Source organism: Solibacillus silvestris (assembly GCF_051967575.1).
Lineage (GTDB): Bacteria > Bacillota > Bacilli > Bacillales_A > Planococcaceae > Solibacillus > Solibacillus silvestris_B.
Genome location: NZ_JBQCJW010000007.1, coordinates 163,274 through 177,592, shown reverse-complemented (window position 1 = coordinate 177,592; position 14,319 = coordinate 163,274). Strand labels below are relative to the sequence as shown.

General features: G+C 40.4%; 14 protein-coding genes and 1 rRNA gene. 7 read left to right on the top strand and 8 right to left on the bottom strand.

Features of this window, described 5'->3' with window-relative positions; translation table 11 throughout:
• Window positions 1-285, bottom strand: a 16S ribosomal RNA gene (locus ACTHOQ_RS07000); the annotation flags it as partial.
• 327 nt (window positions 286-612) lie between these two features.
• Window positions 613-1,503: a DMT family transporter gene (locus ACTHOQ_RS06995; RefSeq protein WP_440495075.1), complete on the bottom strand. Its 891-nt coding sequence runs from the start codon at window positions 1,501-1,503 to the stop codon at window positions 613-615.
• Window positions 1,504-1,652: 149 nt separating this feature from the next.
• Between ACTHOQ_RS06995 and ACTHOQ_RS06990 the strand changes: the two genes are divergently transcribed.
• Both ACTHOQ_RS06990 and ACTHOQ_RS06985 read left to right on the top strand, forming a co-directional pair.
• Window positions 1,653-2,372, top strand: a complete 720-nt coding sequence (locus ACTHOQ_RS06990; protein ID WP_440495074.1) for an MgtC/SapB family protein — start codon at window positions 1,653-1,655, stop codon at window positions 2,370-2,372.
• A 14-nt stretch (window positions 2,373-2,386) separates the two neighbouring features.
• Window positions 2,387-3,376: a cation diffusion facilitator family transporter gene (locus ACTHOQ_RS06985; protein WP_440495072.1), complete on the top strand. Its 990-nt coding sequence runs from the start codon at window positions 2,387-2,389 to the stop codon at window positions 3,374-3,376.
• A 52-nt stretch (window positions 3,377-3,428) separates the two neighbouring features.
• Here the strand turns inward: ACTHOQ_RS06985 and ACTHOQ_RS06980 are convergent, their stop codons facing one another.
• The 3 genes from ACTHOQ_RS06980 to yugI all read right to left on the bottom strand — a co-directional run bounded on the left by ACTHOQ_RS06980 (window position 3,429) and on the right by yugI (window position 6,511).
• Window positions 3,429-4,592 (bottom strand): iron-containing alcohol dehydrogenase, encoded by a 1,164-nt coding sequence (locus tag ACTHOQ_RS06980; protein ID WP_440495071.1) that lies wholly within the window; start codon window positions 4,590-4,592, stop codon window positions 3,429-3,431.
• A 69-nt stretch (window positions 4,593-4,661) separates the two neighbouring features.
• Entirely contained in the window at window positions 4,662-5,906 is a 1,245-nt protein-coding gene (locus tag ACTHOQ_RS06975; protein ID WP_440495069.1) for a Glu/Leu/Phe/Val family dehydrogenase, read from the bottom strand.
• A gap of 230 nt (window positions 5,907-6,136) precedes the next feature.
• Entirely contained in the window at window positions 6,137-6,511 is a 375-nt protein-coding gene (yugI, locus tag ACTHOQ_RS06970) for a S1 domain-containing post-transcriptional regulator GSP13 (protein WP_440495068.1), read from the bottom strand.
• 245 nt (window positions 6,512-6,756) lie between these two features.
• On the opposite strand from yugI, the gene ACTHOQ_RS06965 reads away from it, so the two are divergent.
• Window positions 6,757-8,085, top strand: a complete 1,329-nt coding sequence (locus ACTHOQ_RS06965) for a sodium-dependent transporter (protein ID WP_440495066.1) — start codon at window positions 6,757-6,759, stop codon at window positions 8,083-8,085.
• 142 nt (window positions 8,086-8,227) lie between these two features.
• The gene (locus ACTHOQ_RS06960) at window positions 8,228-8,434 is read left to right on the top strand and encodes a helix-turn-helix domain-containing protein (protein WP_440495064.1); all 207 of its coding nucleotides are present in this window, start codon (window positions 8,228-8,230) and stop codon (window positions 8,432-8,434) included.
• Between the two features lie 38 nt (window positions 8,435-8,472).
• Here ACTHOQ_RS06960 and ACTHOQ_RS06955 read toward each other — a convergent pair whose 3' ends face one another.
• Window positions 8,473-8,733, bottom strand: a complete 261-nt coding sequence (locus tag ACTHOQ_RS06955) for a DUF1871 family protein (protein WP_440495081.1) — start codon at window positions 8,731-8,733, stop codon at window positions 8,473-8,475.
• 80 nt (window positions 8,734-8,813) lie between these two features.
• Here ACTHOQ_RS06955 and ACTHOQ_RS06950 point away from each other — a divergent pair, with 80 nt between their 5' ends.
• Window positions 8,814-9,989: a MalY/PatB family protein gene (locus tag ACTHOQ_RS06950; RefSeq protein WP_440495063.1), complete on the top strand. Its 1,176-nt coding sequence runs from the start codon at window positions 8,814-8,816 to the stop codon at window positions 9,987-9,989.
• Window positions 9,990-10,053: 64 nt separating this feature from the next.
• Here ACTHOQ_RS06950 and ACTHOQ_RS06945 read toward each other — a convergent pair whose 3' ends face one another.
• The gene (locus ACTHOQ_RS06945; protein ID WP_440495062.1) at window positions 10,054-10,299 is read right to left on the bottom strand and encodes a hypothetical protein; all 246 of its coding nucleotides are present in this window, start codon (window positions 10,297-10,299) and stop codon (window positions 10,054-10,056) included.
• A 22-nt stretch (window positions 10,300-10,321) separates the two neighbouring features.
• Entirely contained in the window at window positions 10,322-10,909 is a 588-nt protein-coding gene (locus ACTHOQ_RS06940) for a peptidylprolyl isomerase (RefSeq protein WP_440495060.1), read from the bottom strand.
• Window positions 10,910-11,104: 195 nt separating this feature from the next.
• On the opposite strand from ACTHOQ_RS06940, the gene ACTHOQ_RS06935 reads away from it, so the two are divergent.
• Together ACTHOQ_RS06935 and ACTHOQ_RS06930 are read left to right on the top strand one after the other, a co-directional pair.
• Entirely contained in the window at window positions 11,105-12,322 is a 1,218-nt protein-coding gene (locus ACTHOQ_RS06935) for an MFS transporter (RefSeq protein WP_440495059.1), read from the top strand.
• Between the two features lie 126 nt (window positions 12,323-12,448).
• Window positions 12,449-14,299: a transglycosylase domain-containing protein gene (locus tag ACTHOQ_RS06930; RefSeq protein ID WP_440495058.1), complete on the top strand. Its 1,851-nt coding sequence runs from the start codon at window positions 12,449-12,451 to the stop codon at window positions 14,297-14,299.
• Window positions 14,300-14,319: the final 20 nt, after the last annotated feature.

Here is a 14,319-nt window from a genome sequence, read left to right as displayed (position 1 = left end):
TGGTGAGCCGTTACCTCACCAACTAGCTAATGCGCCGCGGGTCCATCTCATAGCGACAGCCGAAACCGTCTTTCAACCTCCGGACATGTGTCCAGAAGTGTTATTCGGTATTAGCCCCGGTTTCCCGGAGTTATCCCAATCTATAAGGCAGGTTACCCACGTGTTACTCACCCGTCCGCCGCTAAACTTGAACCGGTGCAAGCACCAATCCAAGTCCCGCTCGACTTGCATGTATTAGGCACGCCGCCAGCGTTCGTCCTGAGCCAGGATCAAACTCTCCATAAAAGTAGTTTGAAAGCTCATTTGCTTTGCTAGCGATCCAGCTTAACTAAAAGCTGAAATCTATTGTTTGCTTCATTATAAGAAGCTTGTTTCATTAACGTTGCTTGTTCAGTTTTCAAGGTTCACATCATCCCAAAGCGGAACTTCTTAATATTAGCATTTTAAAATTATTATGTCAATAACATTTTCAAAATGTTTTTTCGCTTCGTTAGCGACTTAAACAATATATTATATTCGTTTAACAAAGTCAATAACTATTGCGAAATATTTTTCTGAAGTAAACATCCTCTTGAGGACAAGAAATAATATACCTCAAAAGGATGTATAAAATCAAGCCTTTTTTACAAAAAACTTTTTTAAATCGACTACAAATAACATAATCCCTAAAATCACGATCATACCGCCCACTATTTGAGTAACAGTTAAATACTCGTTAAAAATGAACATAGCGAGTATGGCTGCACCAACGGGTTCAAATAATATAGCGATAGAAAGCACATTCGTACTTACCCATTTTAATGACCAGTTAAAAAGATTATGCCCCAATAAGTTTGGAATAATCGCCAATAACAAAAACCACATCCAATCAATCGCTGGATAAGGACCGAATGATTCCCCTTTTACAATAATGTAAAAGAACAAAGTAATCGTACTTACCGAGTACACTACCATTGTATAAGTAACAAGTGATAATCTTTTTCGCACATCTTGCCCAAATAACAAATAGCCAGTTACCAATGCACATGCTATTAACGCTAAAATATCGCCATAAAGCGCAGAACCACTAATTTGGAAATCTCCCCAACTAATAAGGACACTGCCCAAAATCGCAATACAACCTGCCACGAGCGTTTTTAATGTAATCTTCTCTTTAAAAAATAAATAGGTCCCAATAAATGCAAATATAGGCTGCATCGTCACCAAAACGGTAGAGCTGGCTACTGAAGTATAGTTCAACGATTCAAACCACAAAATGAAGTGAAATGCCAAAAAGATACCGGCTATTGACGAAAACAACCAATCTCGTTTTGTTAGCAGCTTTACTTCATGGCTATATTTCATTAAAAACCAAGGAAGCATAATTAATATTGAGAATAGCATACGATAAAATGCAATTACGCCGGAATCTGCACTTGCAAGTTTTACAAAAATTGCGGAAAGGGAAACAGAAATTACGCCTATAATTATAGGGATATATGGATGGATCGGTGGTCTTTCCAAAATAATGCCCTTCTTTCTATTTATGTAGTTTAGCACCCATTATAAATTTCTAAGCTATTGCGCTTCAACTTATCAAACTATACCTTATTGAAATGTTTTTTACGAGAAAGTTTGAATTTTAATTTATACGGAAAGGGGATGTACGGGACTTGGAATGGTTGACGACTGATAAATTTACTGTAGAAATTTTATTAAAATTATTAATTGCGGCTACACTAAGTTTAATAATTGGAATCGAAAGGGAATTGAAAAAGAAGCCAGTCGGTTTAAAGACGAGTTTAGTTATCGCCACATTCAGCTGTTTGCTTACAATCATATCAATCGAGACTGCTTATTCAACACCTGCACGGGATGATATTAATATTACGATGGACCCATTGCGTTTAGCGGCCCAAATCGTTAGCGGAATCGGATTTTTAGGTGCCGGTGTCATTTTGCGTAAAGGAAATGACAGTATTACCGGACTTACTACCGCCGCAATGATTTGGGGTGCTGCAGCGATTGGGATTGCGGTTGGGGCCGGCTTTTATATTCAGGCATTTATTACCGTTCTCATTGTCGTATTAGGCATTGAACTTCTAGCACCTTTACTGTTGAAATTTGGCCCGAAACGTTTAAGGATGAGGGAAGTTTCTTTAATAATTATTACCGGGCAAGCAGAAAATATAAAAGATTTGATTGATTACTTGAAAAACAACGATATGTATATCGAAAATATTTCTATAAGGGATGTGCCCGCATCCGAAAAGCTATTGCATGAAATTGATATACGTTTTTCGACTGTGGAAAAAAATCATACAATCGGGCTATACAACCGACTACGAAAGTTAGAATATGTTCAAAATATTAAAATCGAGTATATAGAATAACGGAGGAAAGCCCCATGGGAGAAATATTCAAACTATTAAAAGGCGGCAATAAACCATCATTGCTTGCTGCACTAGTCAATGCATTTTTAGGTATTATTAAAGGAGTCGCTTTTTTCTTCACCGGAAATGTCGCCATGTTCGCCGAAATGATGCACTCATTCGGAGATGCGGCTAACCAGTTTTTCGTGTTTATCGGGTCGGCTTTATCGAAAAAGGCCCCAACCCAGAGATTCCCGAACGGATATGGGCGCATTGTTAACTTAGTATGTTTAGGCGCTGTTTTAATCGTAGCAATCCTTTCCTATGAAACGATTAAGGAAGGATGGCATCATTTTATGCACCCAGCGACAGAATCCTCCGGGGTGGCCATTGCGCTTAGTGTATTGGCAATCGGGACATTATTGGAATTATCTGTTCTGAATAAAGCGGCCAAAGAAATTCTTCACGAGGTTGGCGTAAAACCTAAAGGAAACAAAATTGCCCAATCGGTAAAATATTTGAAGCGTGCAAAACCTGCAACAAAGCTTGTTTGGATGGAAGACTTGGTGGCAACATCGGGAAATGTGCTTGCGTTTTCAGCGATTGTCATAGCATATTTTACCGGTTTTTACCGTTTAGAAGGAATTGTTTCTATGATTATTGGTTTAATGATGTTTTATGTAGTTGGTCGTGTATTTTTAGATAATGCGCGCGGGGCGATTGGTGAAACAGATGAGGAAATGCTTGTTCATATCGGCAATTTAGTAATGGAAGATCCTCACGTAAAGGATATTGCACGTCTTGAAGTTATAAAAGAAGGAGAATTTTTACATGTCGAATTAATCGCGGAAACTGATCCCAGTTTGTCGCTCGCCTATTTAGACGATGTGCGCGATCATTTAACAGCGCTCCTTCTAAATCAAAAAGGCGTTACAAAAGTGACGATGGCATTTGATGAAGATGACGGTGAACGTGCGTGGAAAGATACGATTACAAAACCTGAAACAGAAAAAGGGATGATTTGAATTTCATGTATAAAGGGAAGCGGTCATAAAATAGAACCGCTTCCCTTTTAGTTTACAAAGACATTTCCAAAATTGTTCGCACATCTTCCGCTTCAAGTTTATTGAAGTTTCCAAATGGACCATTGATCATACAATGCGCAACCATTTCATCAAAATATGTTGCATCAATTTGATAGTCCGCCAGGCGAGCCGGAGCGCCGAGTGACGTCCAAAACGCCGATAACGCCTCAATACCTTCCAGCGCGACTTGTTCATCTGTTTTGCCATTCGCTTCAATATTGAATACATTTACCGCTAATTTTGCGAAACGGGCCGGATTGGCATGCAAATTATGCTTCATCCAGCTCGGGAAAAGAATCGCCAATCCGCCTGCATGTGCGATATCATAATACGCCGATACCGCATGCTCGATATTATGTGTTGCCCAGTCACCGCGCGAACCTAATGATAAGAATCCGTTTAAACCAATCGTTCCGGCAAGCATCAATGTTTCGCGGTGCTCATAATTCGACGGATCTTGCAATGCTTTCGGAGCGACATCGATTAATGTACGTAAAATCCCCTCACTCATTTCATCTGTAATCGGTGTGTTTGCCGCGTTGTTGAAATACTGCTCTAAAATATGCGACATCGTATCAACGACACCGTTCACCGTTTGATTTTCCGGTACAGAAAACGTATAGGAAGGATCTAAAATCGAAAATTTAGGGAAGCAAGCCGGACTGCCCCAGCTAAATTTCTCCTTCGTTTCCAAGTTCGTAATAACCGACCCGGAGTTCATTTCCGATGCCGTTGCCGCCAATGTCAATACAGTCGCCAATGGCAGCGCTTCTTTTCCAAAAACCTTTTTCGTCACGAGCTCCCATGCATCTTCATCAATTTTCGCCCCTGCGACAATTAATTTCGAGCAATCAATTACCGAGCCGCCACCTACCGCTAATACGATATCGATATTATTATTCTTGCAAATTTCAATTCCTTTTCGCGCTGTTTCAACACGCGGATTCGGTTCGACACCGGATAATTCGAATACATTCATATTCAAATCATTTAAAATAGTCATAATCTCTTCATAAACACCATTTGCTTTAATGCTGCCGCCACCATAGACGATTAAAATATTTTTCCCGTATTGCGGAAGCTCTTTTCGCAAATATTCGATGCTCCCCTTGCCAAAATGAATTTTTACAGGATTATAAAATGAAAATGCGTTCATCAATGATTCCTCCTATTTTTCAAAAAAGTCTCACCCCAAAATTGGAAGTGAGACTTAATATTATAATTATTACACCCATCCACGGAAGCGGGAAGCCTCGGCAGTGCGGCGTACACCTACCATATAGGCTGCTAGGCGCATGTTAATATTGCGATTTTGCGCGGTAGTATATACATTTTCAAATGCTTCTACCATTTTTGCATATAATTTTTCGCGCACTTCCTCTTCAGTCCAATAGTACCCCATATTATTTTGTACCCATTCGAAGTATGACACGGTTACACCACCAGCAGATGCCAATACGTCTGGTACTAGAAGAATGCCGCGGTCTGTCAAAATTTTTGTCGCTTCTGCAGTTGTCGGACCATTTGCTGCCTCCACGACAATGTTTGCCTTAATATTATGTGCATTGTCAGCTGTAATTTGGTTTTCAATGGCAGCCGGCACTAAAATATCACAATCTAATTCTAATAGCTCTTTATTTGTAATTGTGTTTTCAAATAAAGTTGTTACTGTACCAAATGAGTCACGACGATCCAATAAGTAATCGATATCCAAACCATTCGGATCATGCAGCGCTCCGTGTGCATCTGAAATCCCGATCACTTTTGCGCCTAAATCACTCATAAACTTCGCAAGGAAACTGCCCGCATTCCCGAAGCCTTGAATAACGACACGCGCACCTTTAATATCGATATTGCGTTTTTTTGCAGCTTCTTCAATGACAATTGTTACACCTTCAGCAGTTGCGCGGTCCCGGCCTTGCGAACCACCTAGAACAATCGGCTTACCTGTGATGAAACCTGGCGAGTTAAACTCATCCATACGGCTGTACTCATCCATCATCCAAGCCATAATTTGCGCATTTGTGAATACGTCCGGAGCCGGAATATCCTTTGTAGGACCCACTACTTGACTTATTGCGCGCACATATCCGCGACTTAGCCGTTCAATTTCGCCCATTGACATTTCACGCGGGTCGCAAATAACGCCGCCTTTACCTCCGCCGTACGGAAGATCGACGATGCCACACTTCAACGTCATCCACATTGAAAGCGCTTTCACTTCCTCTTCAGATACCATTGGATGGAAGCGTACCCCACCTTTTGTTGGCCCTACTGCGTCATTATGCTGTGCACGGTATCCCGTAAACACTTTTGTCGTGCCATCATCCATTTTCACTGGGATGCGCACTGTCAACATACGGATTGGTTCCTTCAGTAGTTCATACATTGCTTCATCATAGCCTAGTTTATTTAATGCCTCATGAATTACTTCCTGAGTTGATGTAAATAAGTTTAAATTTTCAGCCATTGTATATTCGCCTCTTTAAAATTTAATGTATTTGTGTCTTTCCGCCAACATTGTAACATACTTTATTCAGAGTTTGTTAAATATTTCGTCACATTTCGAACACTTTTATTATTTCATTCAAAATTTATGAAAAATCGCACTTTTTCGATCATTTTTCCTACTAAACGATCTATTTTCTTACATATAAAAGAACATGCCCAACTATTTTTAATAAGCTGGGCATGTTCTATTCATTGTCCGGATTGTTCGATCCAGTCTTTTAATTTTTCCTTTAAAATTTGGAAGCCGTCTGCATCCACTTCATCAACACGATCTTGCAAGGAACGGCGAGGCTGCATATCTCTTTTTCGATGAAAAGGCACTTCTTGAAGTTCACGAATAGATAAGCTTATTTTTTTTTGATCTGTATCCACATCCAGAACCTTCACTTGTATTTCGTCCCCGACAGATAAAAAATCACTTACATCCTTCACAAAACCATATGTGATTTCGGAAATATGGACAAGGCCCTGTGTATATTCATCTAAAGCAACAAAAGCTCCGTATGGTTGAATTCCTGTTACTTTACCTGTTAGCACGTCACCCACTTCAATTTTTTTTGCCATACTTTGTTCCTACCTTCTTTTCGTATATACGTAAATGTCATGTTAAATTATAACATATGATGTTTGCTGTAACAAAGAATCGTATTAATCTAGCGTTTTCCAACCCTCATATAATAAATCTCAGCAAAATCTAAAAATTCCCGGCATTTCTTTCATATCATTTAATAATTCCACAAAACTTTTTTGCTAAACTTGCGGATTATGTTGTAAAATGTATAGTTGCATATATATGAGGAGGTTTTCTTTTGTCATCAAGAGATCAATTTACATCAAAGATCGGATTCATACTTGCCGCTGCAGGTAGCGCAATCGGTCTTGGCGCGATTTGGAAGTTCCCCTATATGGCGGGAACGAACGGCGGTAGTGTTTTTATTTTATTATTCGTTTTATGTACAGTGTTAATCGGCTTGCCTATTTTAATTGCGGAATTTATGATTGGGCGACGCGGCCAAAAAGATCCGATCACCTCATTTAAAGAGCAAGCCCCGGGGAAGCCTTGGTATATGATCGGCTGGATCGGGCTTGTGGCATGCGGGCTCATTTTATCGTTTTATAGCGTTGTCGGCGGATGGATTTTAAGCTATATCATTCGCGCCGTTTCGTTTTCGCTTACGGGCCAAGGCGTGAATTTCAGCAATTTATTTTCCGACATTATTTCGAACCCTTGGGAAGTATTAATCGCTCAGGCTGCTTTTATGCTTTTGACATTAGTAATTGTGCAGGCCGGCATTAAAAATGGCATTGAAACGGCTAGTAAATGGATGATGCCATTGCTGTTCATCTTTTTCATCCTATTGTTTATTCGTTCGATTACGTTGGAAGGCGCAGTTGAAGGCGTGAAATTCATGTTCATCCCCGACTGGTCATACTTTAATGGGGAAACTTTGATTTTAGCGTTGGGGCAAGCATTCTTCTCCCTAAGCATCGGGGTTGCCGCAATGATTACGTATGCTTCTTATTTATCCAAAAAGGAGAAAATCGTCACATCCGCCATCAATGTCGCGAGCATGAACATTGCGATTTCTTTATTGGCCGGTCTTGTCATATTCCCGGCGGTGTTCGCACTAGGTTTTTCTCCGACGGAAGGTCCTGGCTTAGTATTCATCATGATTCCTGCTGTATTTGAGCAATTGCCGTTCGGCAGCTTTTTATTGCTTGTATTTTTCATTCTGCTTCTTTTCGCAACAGTTACATCGTCCATCGCATTGCTGGAAGTTGTTGTTTCGATAGGCATTCGCGAAAAAACCGCACAGCGCAAAAAAGCGTCTTGGGTACTTGCAGCCATCATTTTTATTATCGGTATTCCAAGTGCATTATCATTTGGAATGTTATCTGATATTACAATTTTCGGGCGCTCTATTTTCGATTTTGTGGACTATGTGACAAGCGCGGTTTTAATGCCGATCGGTGCCTTTTTAACATCAATTTTTGCGGGGTATCAATATTCAAAGAAAATTTCGCGCGAAGAAATGCAGACCTCTCCAATCGTATATAATATTTGGTTGTTTATCGTACGCTATTTAGCCCCAATCTCCATAGCGGCTATTTTCATCAATAAAGTTTTCTTTAGCTGAATCATCTGTAAAAACTTGTTCGTTTTCTATTTTGGACAAGTTTTTATTTTTTTGTTTTTTGGCAAAAAAGGGGATTTCGGAAATTGCTTGTCATATTATAATGATGAATACACAATAATTTTATTAGAAGGATGTGTATTGAATGAAATTACAGCTTCATGAACAGTTAAAAACTTTAAGATTGGAAAAAAATTTGTCGATTGAAGAGCTTTCCAAGAAAACGCGAGTAGGCATTGAAAAACTGACTGCCTATGAAAAAGGGGAACAAATCCCTTCCGCACAGACGATTCTAAAATTATCTACAATTTTGGAAGTGCCTGTTTCAAATTTAATGGATGGCTTAAATTAAAATGCGGGCGACCTCTAGCTTTGGTCGCCCGCATTTTTTTAAATAATGCATTTCGCTTCAAATTTTACAGCAATTAATTTATATGCGATTGCGACACACTTTTCAAAAGGAATCCATTGTTCAAATGAGTGTTCATATACTTTTTGGATAACCTTTGCCAGCTTTGTCGGATCGTCAATCCCTTGCAGTGCAGCTACAACATCAGCCGTCTCAGTATCATAGCTTTCAGCGCCAAAGCCAAAAGGATCCCACTGTTGTAATATATGAACACACTTTTGATTCATTTCAATATTTTCCATTCCATTCACCTAATTATCCTCTTATAATAGTATGTATGATAACATAGGTTGGAAGAAATCATAAAGAAAAGAGGGTTATTATGTCTTTTTTTAACGAAATTCATGAGCGCCGCCGTTCCGCATCTTTAAAGTGGGATATGATGAATGAAGTGTACAATTTGGAAGATGCGACAAATATTTTGCCGATGTGGGTGGCAGATATGGATTTTCCGCCTCCAGCAGCTGTTTCAGAAGCTTTGGCGGAGCGACTGAAACATCCTATTTTCGGATACACATTTGCAAATAGCGATGTAAAGGATGCGATTGTCCACTGGTATCATACACGCCATCATTGGCATATCGATCCACAAACGATTCTTTTTCAGCCAGGTGTTGTGCCAGCCATTGCTGCCATTATCGAAACATTCACGAGCATCGGCGACAAAATCGGGATGTCCACTCCAGCGTATCCCCCATTTTTCAATGTGCCGGCAGCTCAAAACCGTGAAGTGATCACATGTAATTTAACTGAGCAAAATGGCGGATACACGCTTAATTTCGATACACTGGAAGAAATTTTCCGCGCGGGCATTAAAATGTTCATTTTATGTAATCCCCATAATCCTGCAGGTATTGTCTGGAGCCGCGAAGAGCTTGAAAGGCTGGTAGCATTATGTATCCAATACGACGTATACTTGCTATCTGACGAAATTCATGCAGATATTTTAATTCATAAAGCGTATACGCCTACTTTAACAGTATCCAATGCCGACAAAGCAAAAATCATTGCATGTATTGCCCCGACGAAAACCTTTAATATAGCGGGCATTCATGCGGCAATGATTGTCGCGCCGAATAAAGCACTCTATACGGCTCTCGAGGAAAATGCCCAGGCCCACGGAAATTTAGGTCTGAACATTTTTGCCTGCACTGCAATGAAGGCTGTCTATACAGAAGGCGCAGCTTGGCTGGACGAGCTTCTTCTTTATTTGAAAAATAATATGGAATATGCTGCACAAGAGCTTAATGCCATTGAAGGAATTAGTGTAAACATTCCCGATGCGACATATTTAATGTGGATAGACTATCGGGCAACCGGCATTGAAGAAAAAGAGATGATGGATCGGCTTTTATCAGTCGGACAAGTCGCCCTCGATCCGGGGACGAAATACGGAGAAGCAGGGCGAGGTTTTTTGCGCATTAATGTGGCATGCCCGTTAGATACGCTAAAAGACGGTGTTGAAAGAATTAAGCGAACATTAAAATCATTCCACTAACACATTAAAGGGGCCGTTTAGAAAATGAATTTTCTAAACGGCCCCTTTATGTTTTTCATTTCAATTACTGCTTTTGGTATTCTTCCATTGCTTTTTCTTTCGCCATACGCTCATCACGTTCTTGCAATGCGCGCTCTTCCAAAAGCTGTGCGCTTGCAGCTTGACGAGCAGCAATGCGTCGGACGAAACGGAATGTAGCAAAAACAATAATTATTAAAATTCCGAATTCGATTGCAGCGGGCAGGTATAGTGATTTATCTTCCGGGATATAAAAAAAGCCACCAGAGAAATTCAGCAAAAATTGGGCCACTTGCTCACACTTCCTTTAATAATTAGTCAATAACAGTGATTGACTCAATTTTAACATCTTCTTTCGGTTTATCATGCATATTCCGGTCAACGTTAACAATATTGTCAACAACATCCATACCTTCAACCACTTGGCCGAATACTGTGTGCTTGCCATCCAACCATGGAGTACCGCCGTTTTTCTTGTAAAATTCCACTTCTTCCTTCGACCAGCCGCGTACTTCCATTTGCTTTAGCATCGATACTTCCACTTTAGGTGCTTGTACGATGAAAAACTGGGAGCCGTTTGTGCCAGGACCAGCGTTTGCCATTGATAAAGCGCCGCGGATATTTAAAAGCTCCGGAACACACTCATCCTCGAATGTGCCGCCCCAAATAGACTCTCCGCCCATGCCCGTGCCTGTAGGGTCGCCGCCTTGAACCATGAAATTTGGAATAACACGGTGGAAAATAATGCCGTTATAATAACCTGATTTCGCGTGACCTAAAAAGTTTTCAACTGTTTTTGGTGCGTGCTCTGGGAATAATTTAATTTTGATTGAACCCATCGTTGTGTTCATCTCTACCATTACTTCTCCTGGATTTAATTCTTTAGATAATTGTGGAAACATTTTAGTCTCTCCTTTAAATAAATTATGGAATGTATGGGTATAGGTATAAGACCCGACTTCCCCTTTTCTACCAAGTATCAGTTTACCATAACTATGACATTTTAAGCTAATAAGTTGCGAACGACTTCCTTCGGGTTACGAAATAAGTTATACTGGATTTTAATTATTTAAATATACTGAAAGAATGTGATTAATTTGAAAAATATGAGACATAATTTCATCATCATTTTAGTAGCGAATTTTATTGTTGCAGCGGCCGCTACGATGATCATGCCGTTTTTGTCTTTATATATCGATACGTTAGGGGATTTTTCGGATGACTATGTTCAAACATGGGCAGGGCTAATATTTGCTGCGACATTCATTACAGCATTGTTAATGTCGCCTATTTGGGGAAGAATCGCCGACAAATACGGATACAAGCCTATTATGATTATTAACTGCTTCGGTGTGGCAACGAGCATTTTTTTAATGGGGTATGTGCAAAATGTGGAGCAGTTTTTCGTATTAAGACTTGCGATGGGTGTTGTGACCGGATTTATCCCCACCTCCATAGCCTTCATTAGTAAACATACGCCGAAAGAAGTTGCTGGAAAAACGCTTGGGACATTGCAAATGGGCAGTGTCGGGGGGACATTATTCGGTCCTGTTTTAGGAGGGTTAATGGCGGATACATTTGGTTTTAAATATACGTTTATTATTACAGCAGTTGCGATTGGCATTGCTGCAGTTATTATTATTATCGGGATTCATGAACCAGCCATTATCCGGAAAACGAAAAGCGCGATTTACTCGCGGAAAAATGTCATTTGGGCGATTTTCCATCATCGACTCATATTAAATGTCATGCTTGTGACGACATTGATTCAAATCGGAAACTTCAGCATTCAGCCTTTACTGTCGCTTTATGTTTCCGAACTCACCCCTTCCCAGGAGGTGGCGATGTTGGCAGGTGTAACTTTCAGTGCAGCAGGCCTCGGAAATATTTGCTTTGCGCGCTATTGGGGAAAGTTGAGCGACCATTACGGATATGAAAAAATATTATCGTATTTATTGATCGTTGCTGTCATTTTCATCATTCCGCAAGCGTTCGTCACTGATTTATGGCAGCTTATCGGATTGCGTTTCCTGTTCGGCATCGTCTCTGGAGGATTAATTCCGATTACTTCTGCGCTTATTCGTCGTGAAGCACCGATAGAAGTACAGGGGGAAATTATGGGCTACAATCAAAGTTTCCGCTTTCTTGGCAATATTTTAGGCCCTGTATTAGGCGGGGTTGTTGCAAGCTTTGGCGGGATTCATTCAGTATTTTATACGACTGGGCTATTATTTTTGATCGCATTTATCATTATGTACTTTTTGAAAAAGCTGCCTGTTCAGTATATGGACGACCTCCTGAAAAAACATGCTTAAATGTTCATTATTTATATGTTATTCTTTTTAGAAAACGACAACTGATCACGTACTGATATTTTTTCATTTTAAGTTTCTATTTAGAACGACAGATACGGACATATGTACATGGAGGCCGATTTATTCATGAAACAGATTTTTGGCTACATAGTCATTTTATGTAGCATTCCTTTACTCCTATTAATCGGCAGTGAAGCTTGGAAAGAAATTGCAAAAGCGCAGCAATATGAACAACTAATCGAACGATCTATTGAGCTTCCGGAAGTTGTATCTACATTGCCCGTAACTTTATATGATGCAAACAATGAAATTTTCAGCGAAGAATATACAGAGTGGTCACAGCCGCTCGCCTTGGCTGAAATACCAGAAATCGTCAAACAGCTATTCATTTATAGTGAAGATGAAGGCTTTTACAATCATATTGGTTTTGATGTAAGCGCCATTGCCCGGGCATTTATCGCCAATACGTCTGAACAGTCCATCCAGCAAGGCGGCTCTACCATTACCCAGCAACTTGTGCGGATGCGCTATTTATCAACAGACAAGACATATGAGCGTAAATTAATGGAACTTTTTTATGCATATGAAATAGAGAAGACCTATTCTAAAGACGAAATTTTTGAAATGTATTTAAACGAAATGTATTTTGGCAATCAAGTGTATGGTATTGGGGCTGCGGCAACCTATTATTTCAACCGTCCTGTTACAGAGCTGTCGGTTGCCGAGACTGCCTTTATAGCAGCTATCCCAAACAATCCGTCGTTGTATGATCCTATTGACCATTTTGAAAATACGAAAAATAGGCAAGAACGATTAATCGATCAGCTTACAGAACATGGAGCAATTACAGCTGCGGAGGCTGACCTATATAAAAACGAGTCAATTGAATTGGAGGTAAAACAAAAAATCCAGCAGTACCCGAGCTACAGCACTTTCGCCTTGCAAGAGCTTAAATGGCTGATCGCCGAGCAAACAGGCTACCGGGAAAAAATCGATAATACAGCGGACAAAATGGAAAAGGAATTTTTGCAATTGGAGCTGCAAAAAGAGATCGATGCCATTTTACGGCAAGGGATTCATGTATATACTGCGCTGCAGCCCGAAAAACAGCATCAAGATGAAGCTGCCATTAATCGCATTTTACCGAATTCCGAACTGCAGGCAAGCGCGACTGTCATTGACAATGAAACACGGGAAATCGTAAGTATTTTCGGCGGCAAAAATTATAAAAAGCATGACTTGCACCGTGCTTTCCAATCACCTAGACAACCTGGCTCCGCATTTAAGCCGATCAGCGTATTTGCTCCTTATTTCGAAACGACGACTGCCACAAAACATTCGATCGTAAACGGCGGACCCTATTGTATCGGCAATTTTTGCCCAGATAACTATGGACGGATTTGGTACAACAACGTCACTATTGAAACAGCATTTAAATACAGCATAAATACGAGTGCACTGCGTCTGTATAATGCGGTAGGAATCGACACCGCCTTTTCCTATATAAATCGCTTCCGTTTCCAATCAATAGTAGATAAAGACCGCACATTTTCGGCTGCCTTGGGAGGCTTGACATATGGGGTGACATCGCTTGAAATGGCTGATGCTTATTCCAGCTTCATCGACGGATTTTATGCTCCTGCACGCAGCATACGCAAAGTAACGAATTTAAACGGCGAAACGATTTATAGCTGGTCGCGCGAGCGTGAGGAAATATGGTCTGCAACGACTGTCAATGCGATGCGGGACTTGCTTAACGAAACGGTCAATTCCGGGACAGGGCGAGGTCTTTACAGTTCTTCGGGCTATATCGGGGCAAAAACCGGAACGACAAACCAGTTCAAAGACTATTGGATAGCTGGTTTAACGAATGATTATACCGCGGCAGTTTGGACAGGCTATGATACACCTCGTTCCATGGAAGCAATGGAACGCGCCAAAATTCATTTTTCGATATTTAATGCAATTACAGATTAGCGAATAAAAAGCTTGTCGGC

Coding starts and splice junctions, on each gene's coding strand:
- ACTHOQ_RS06985 (WP_440495072.1), top strand. CDS start 2,387: ATGGGAGAAATATTCAAACTATTAAAAGGCGGCAATAAACCATCATTG.
- ACTHOQ_RS06980 (WP_440495071.1), bottom strand. CDS start 4,592: ATGAACGCATTTTCATTTTATAATCCTGTAAAAATTCATTTTGGCAAG.
- ACTHOQ_RS06975 (WP_440495069.1), bottom strand. CDS start 5,906: ATGGCTGAAAATTTAAACTTATTTACATCAACTCAGGAAGTAATTCAT.
- yugI (WP_440495068.1), bottom strand. CDS start 6,511: ATGGCAAAAAAAATTGAAGTGGGTGACGTGCTAACAGGTAAAGTAACA.
- ACTHOQ_RS06960 (WP_440495064.1), top strand. CDS start 8,228: ATGAAATTACAGCTTCATGAACAGTTAAAAACTTTAAGATTGGAAAAA.
- ACTHOQ_RS06955 (WP_440495081.1), bottom strand. CDS start 8,733: ATGGAAAATATTGAAATGAATCAAAAGTGTGTTCATATATTACAACAG.
- ACTHOQ_RS06950 (WP_440495063.1), top strand. CDS start 8,814: ATGTCTTTTTTTAACGAAATTCATGAGCGCCGCCGTTCCGCATCTTTA.
- ACTHOQ_RS06940 (WP_440495060.1), bottom strand. CDS start 10,909: ATGTTTCCACAATTATCTAAAGAATTAAATCCAGGAGAAGTAATGGTA.
- ACTHOQ_RS06930 (WP_440495058.1), top strand. CDS start 12,449: ATGAAACAGATTTTTGGCTACATAGTCATTTTATGTAGCATTCCTTTA.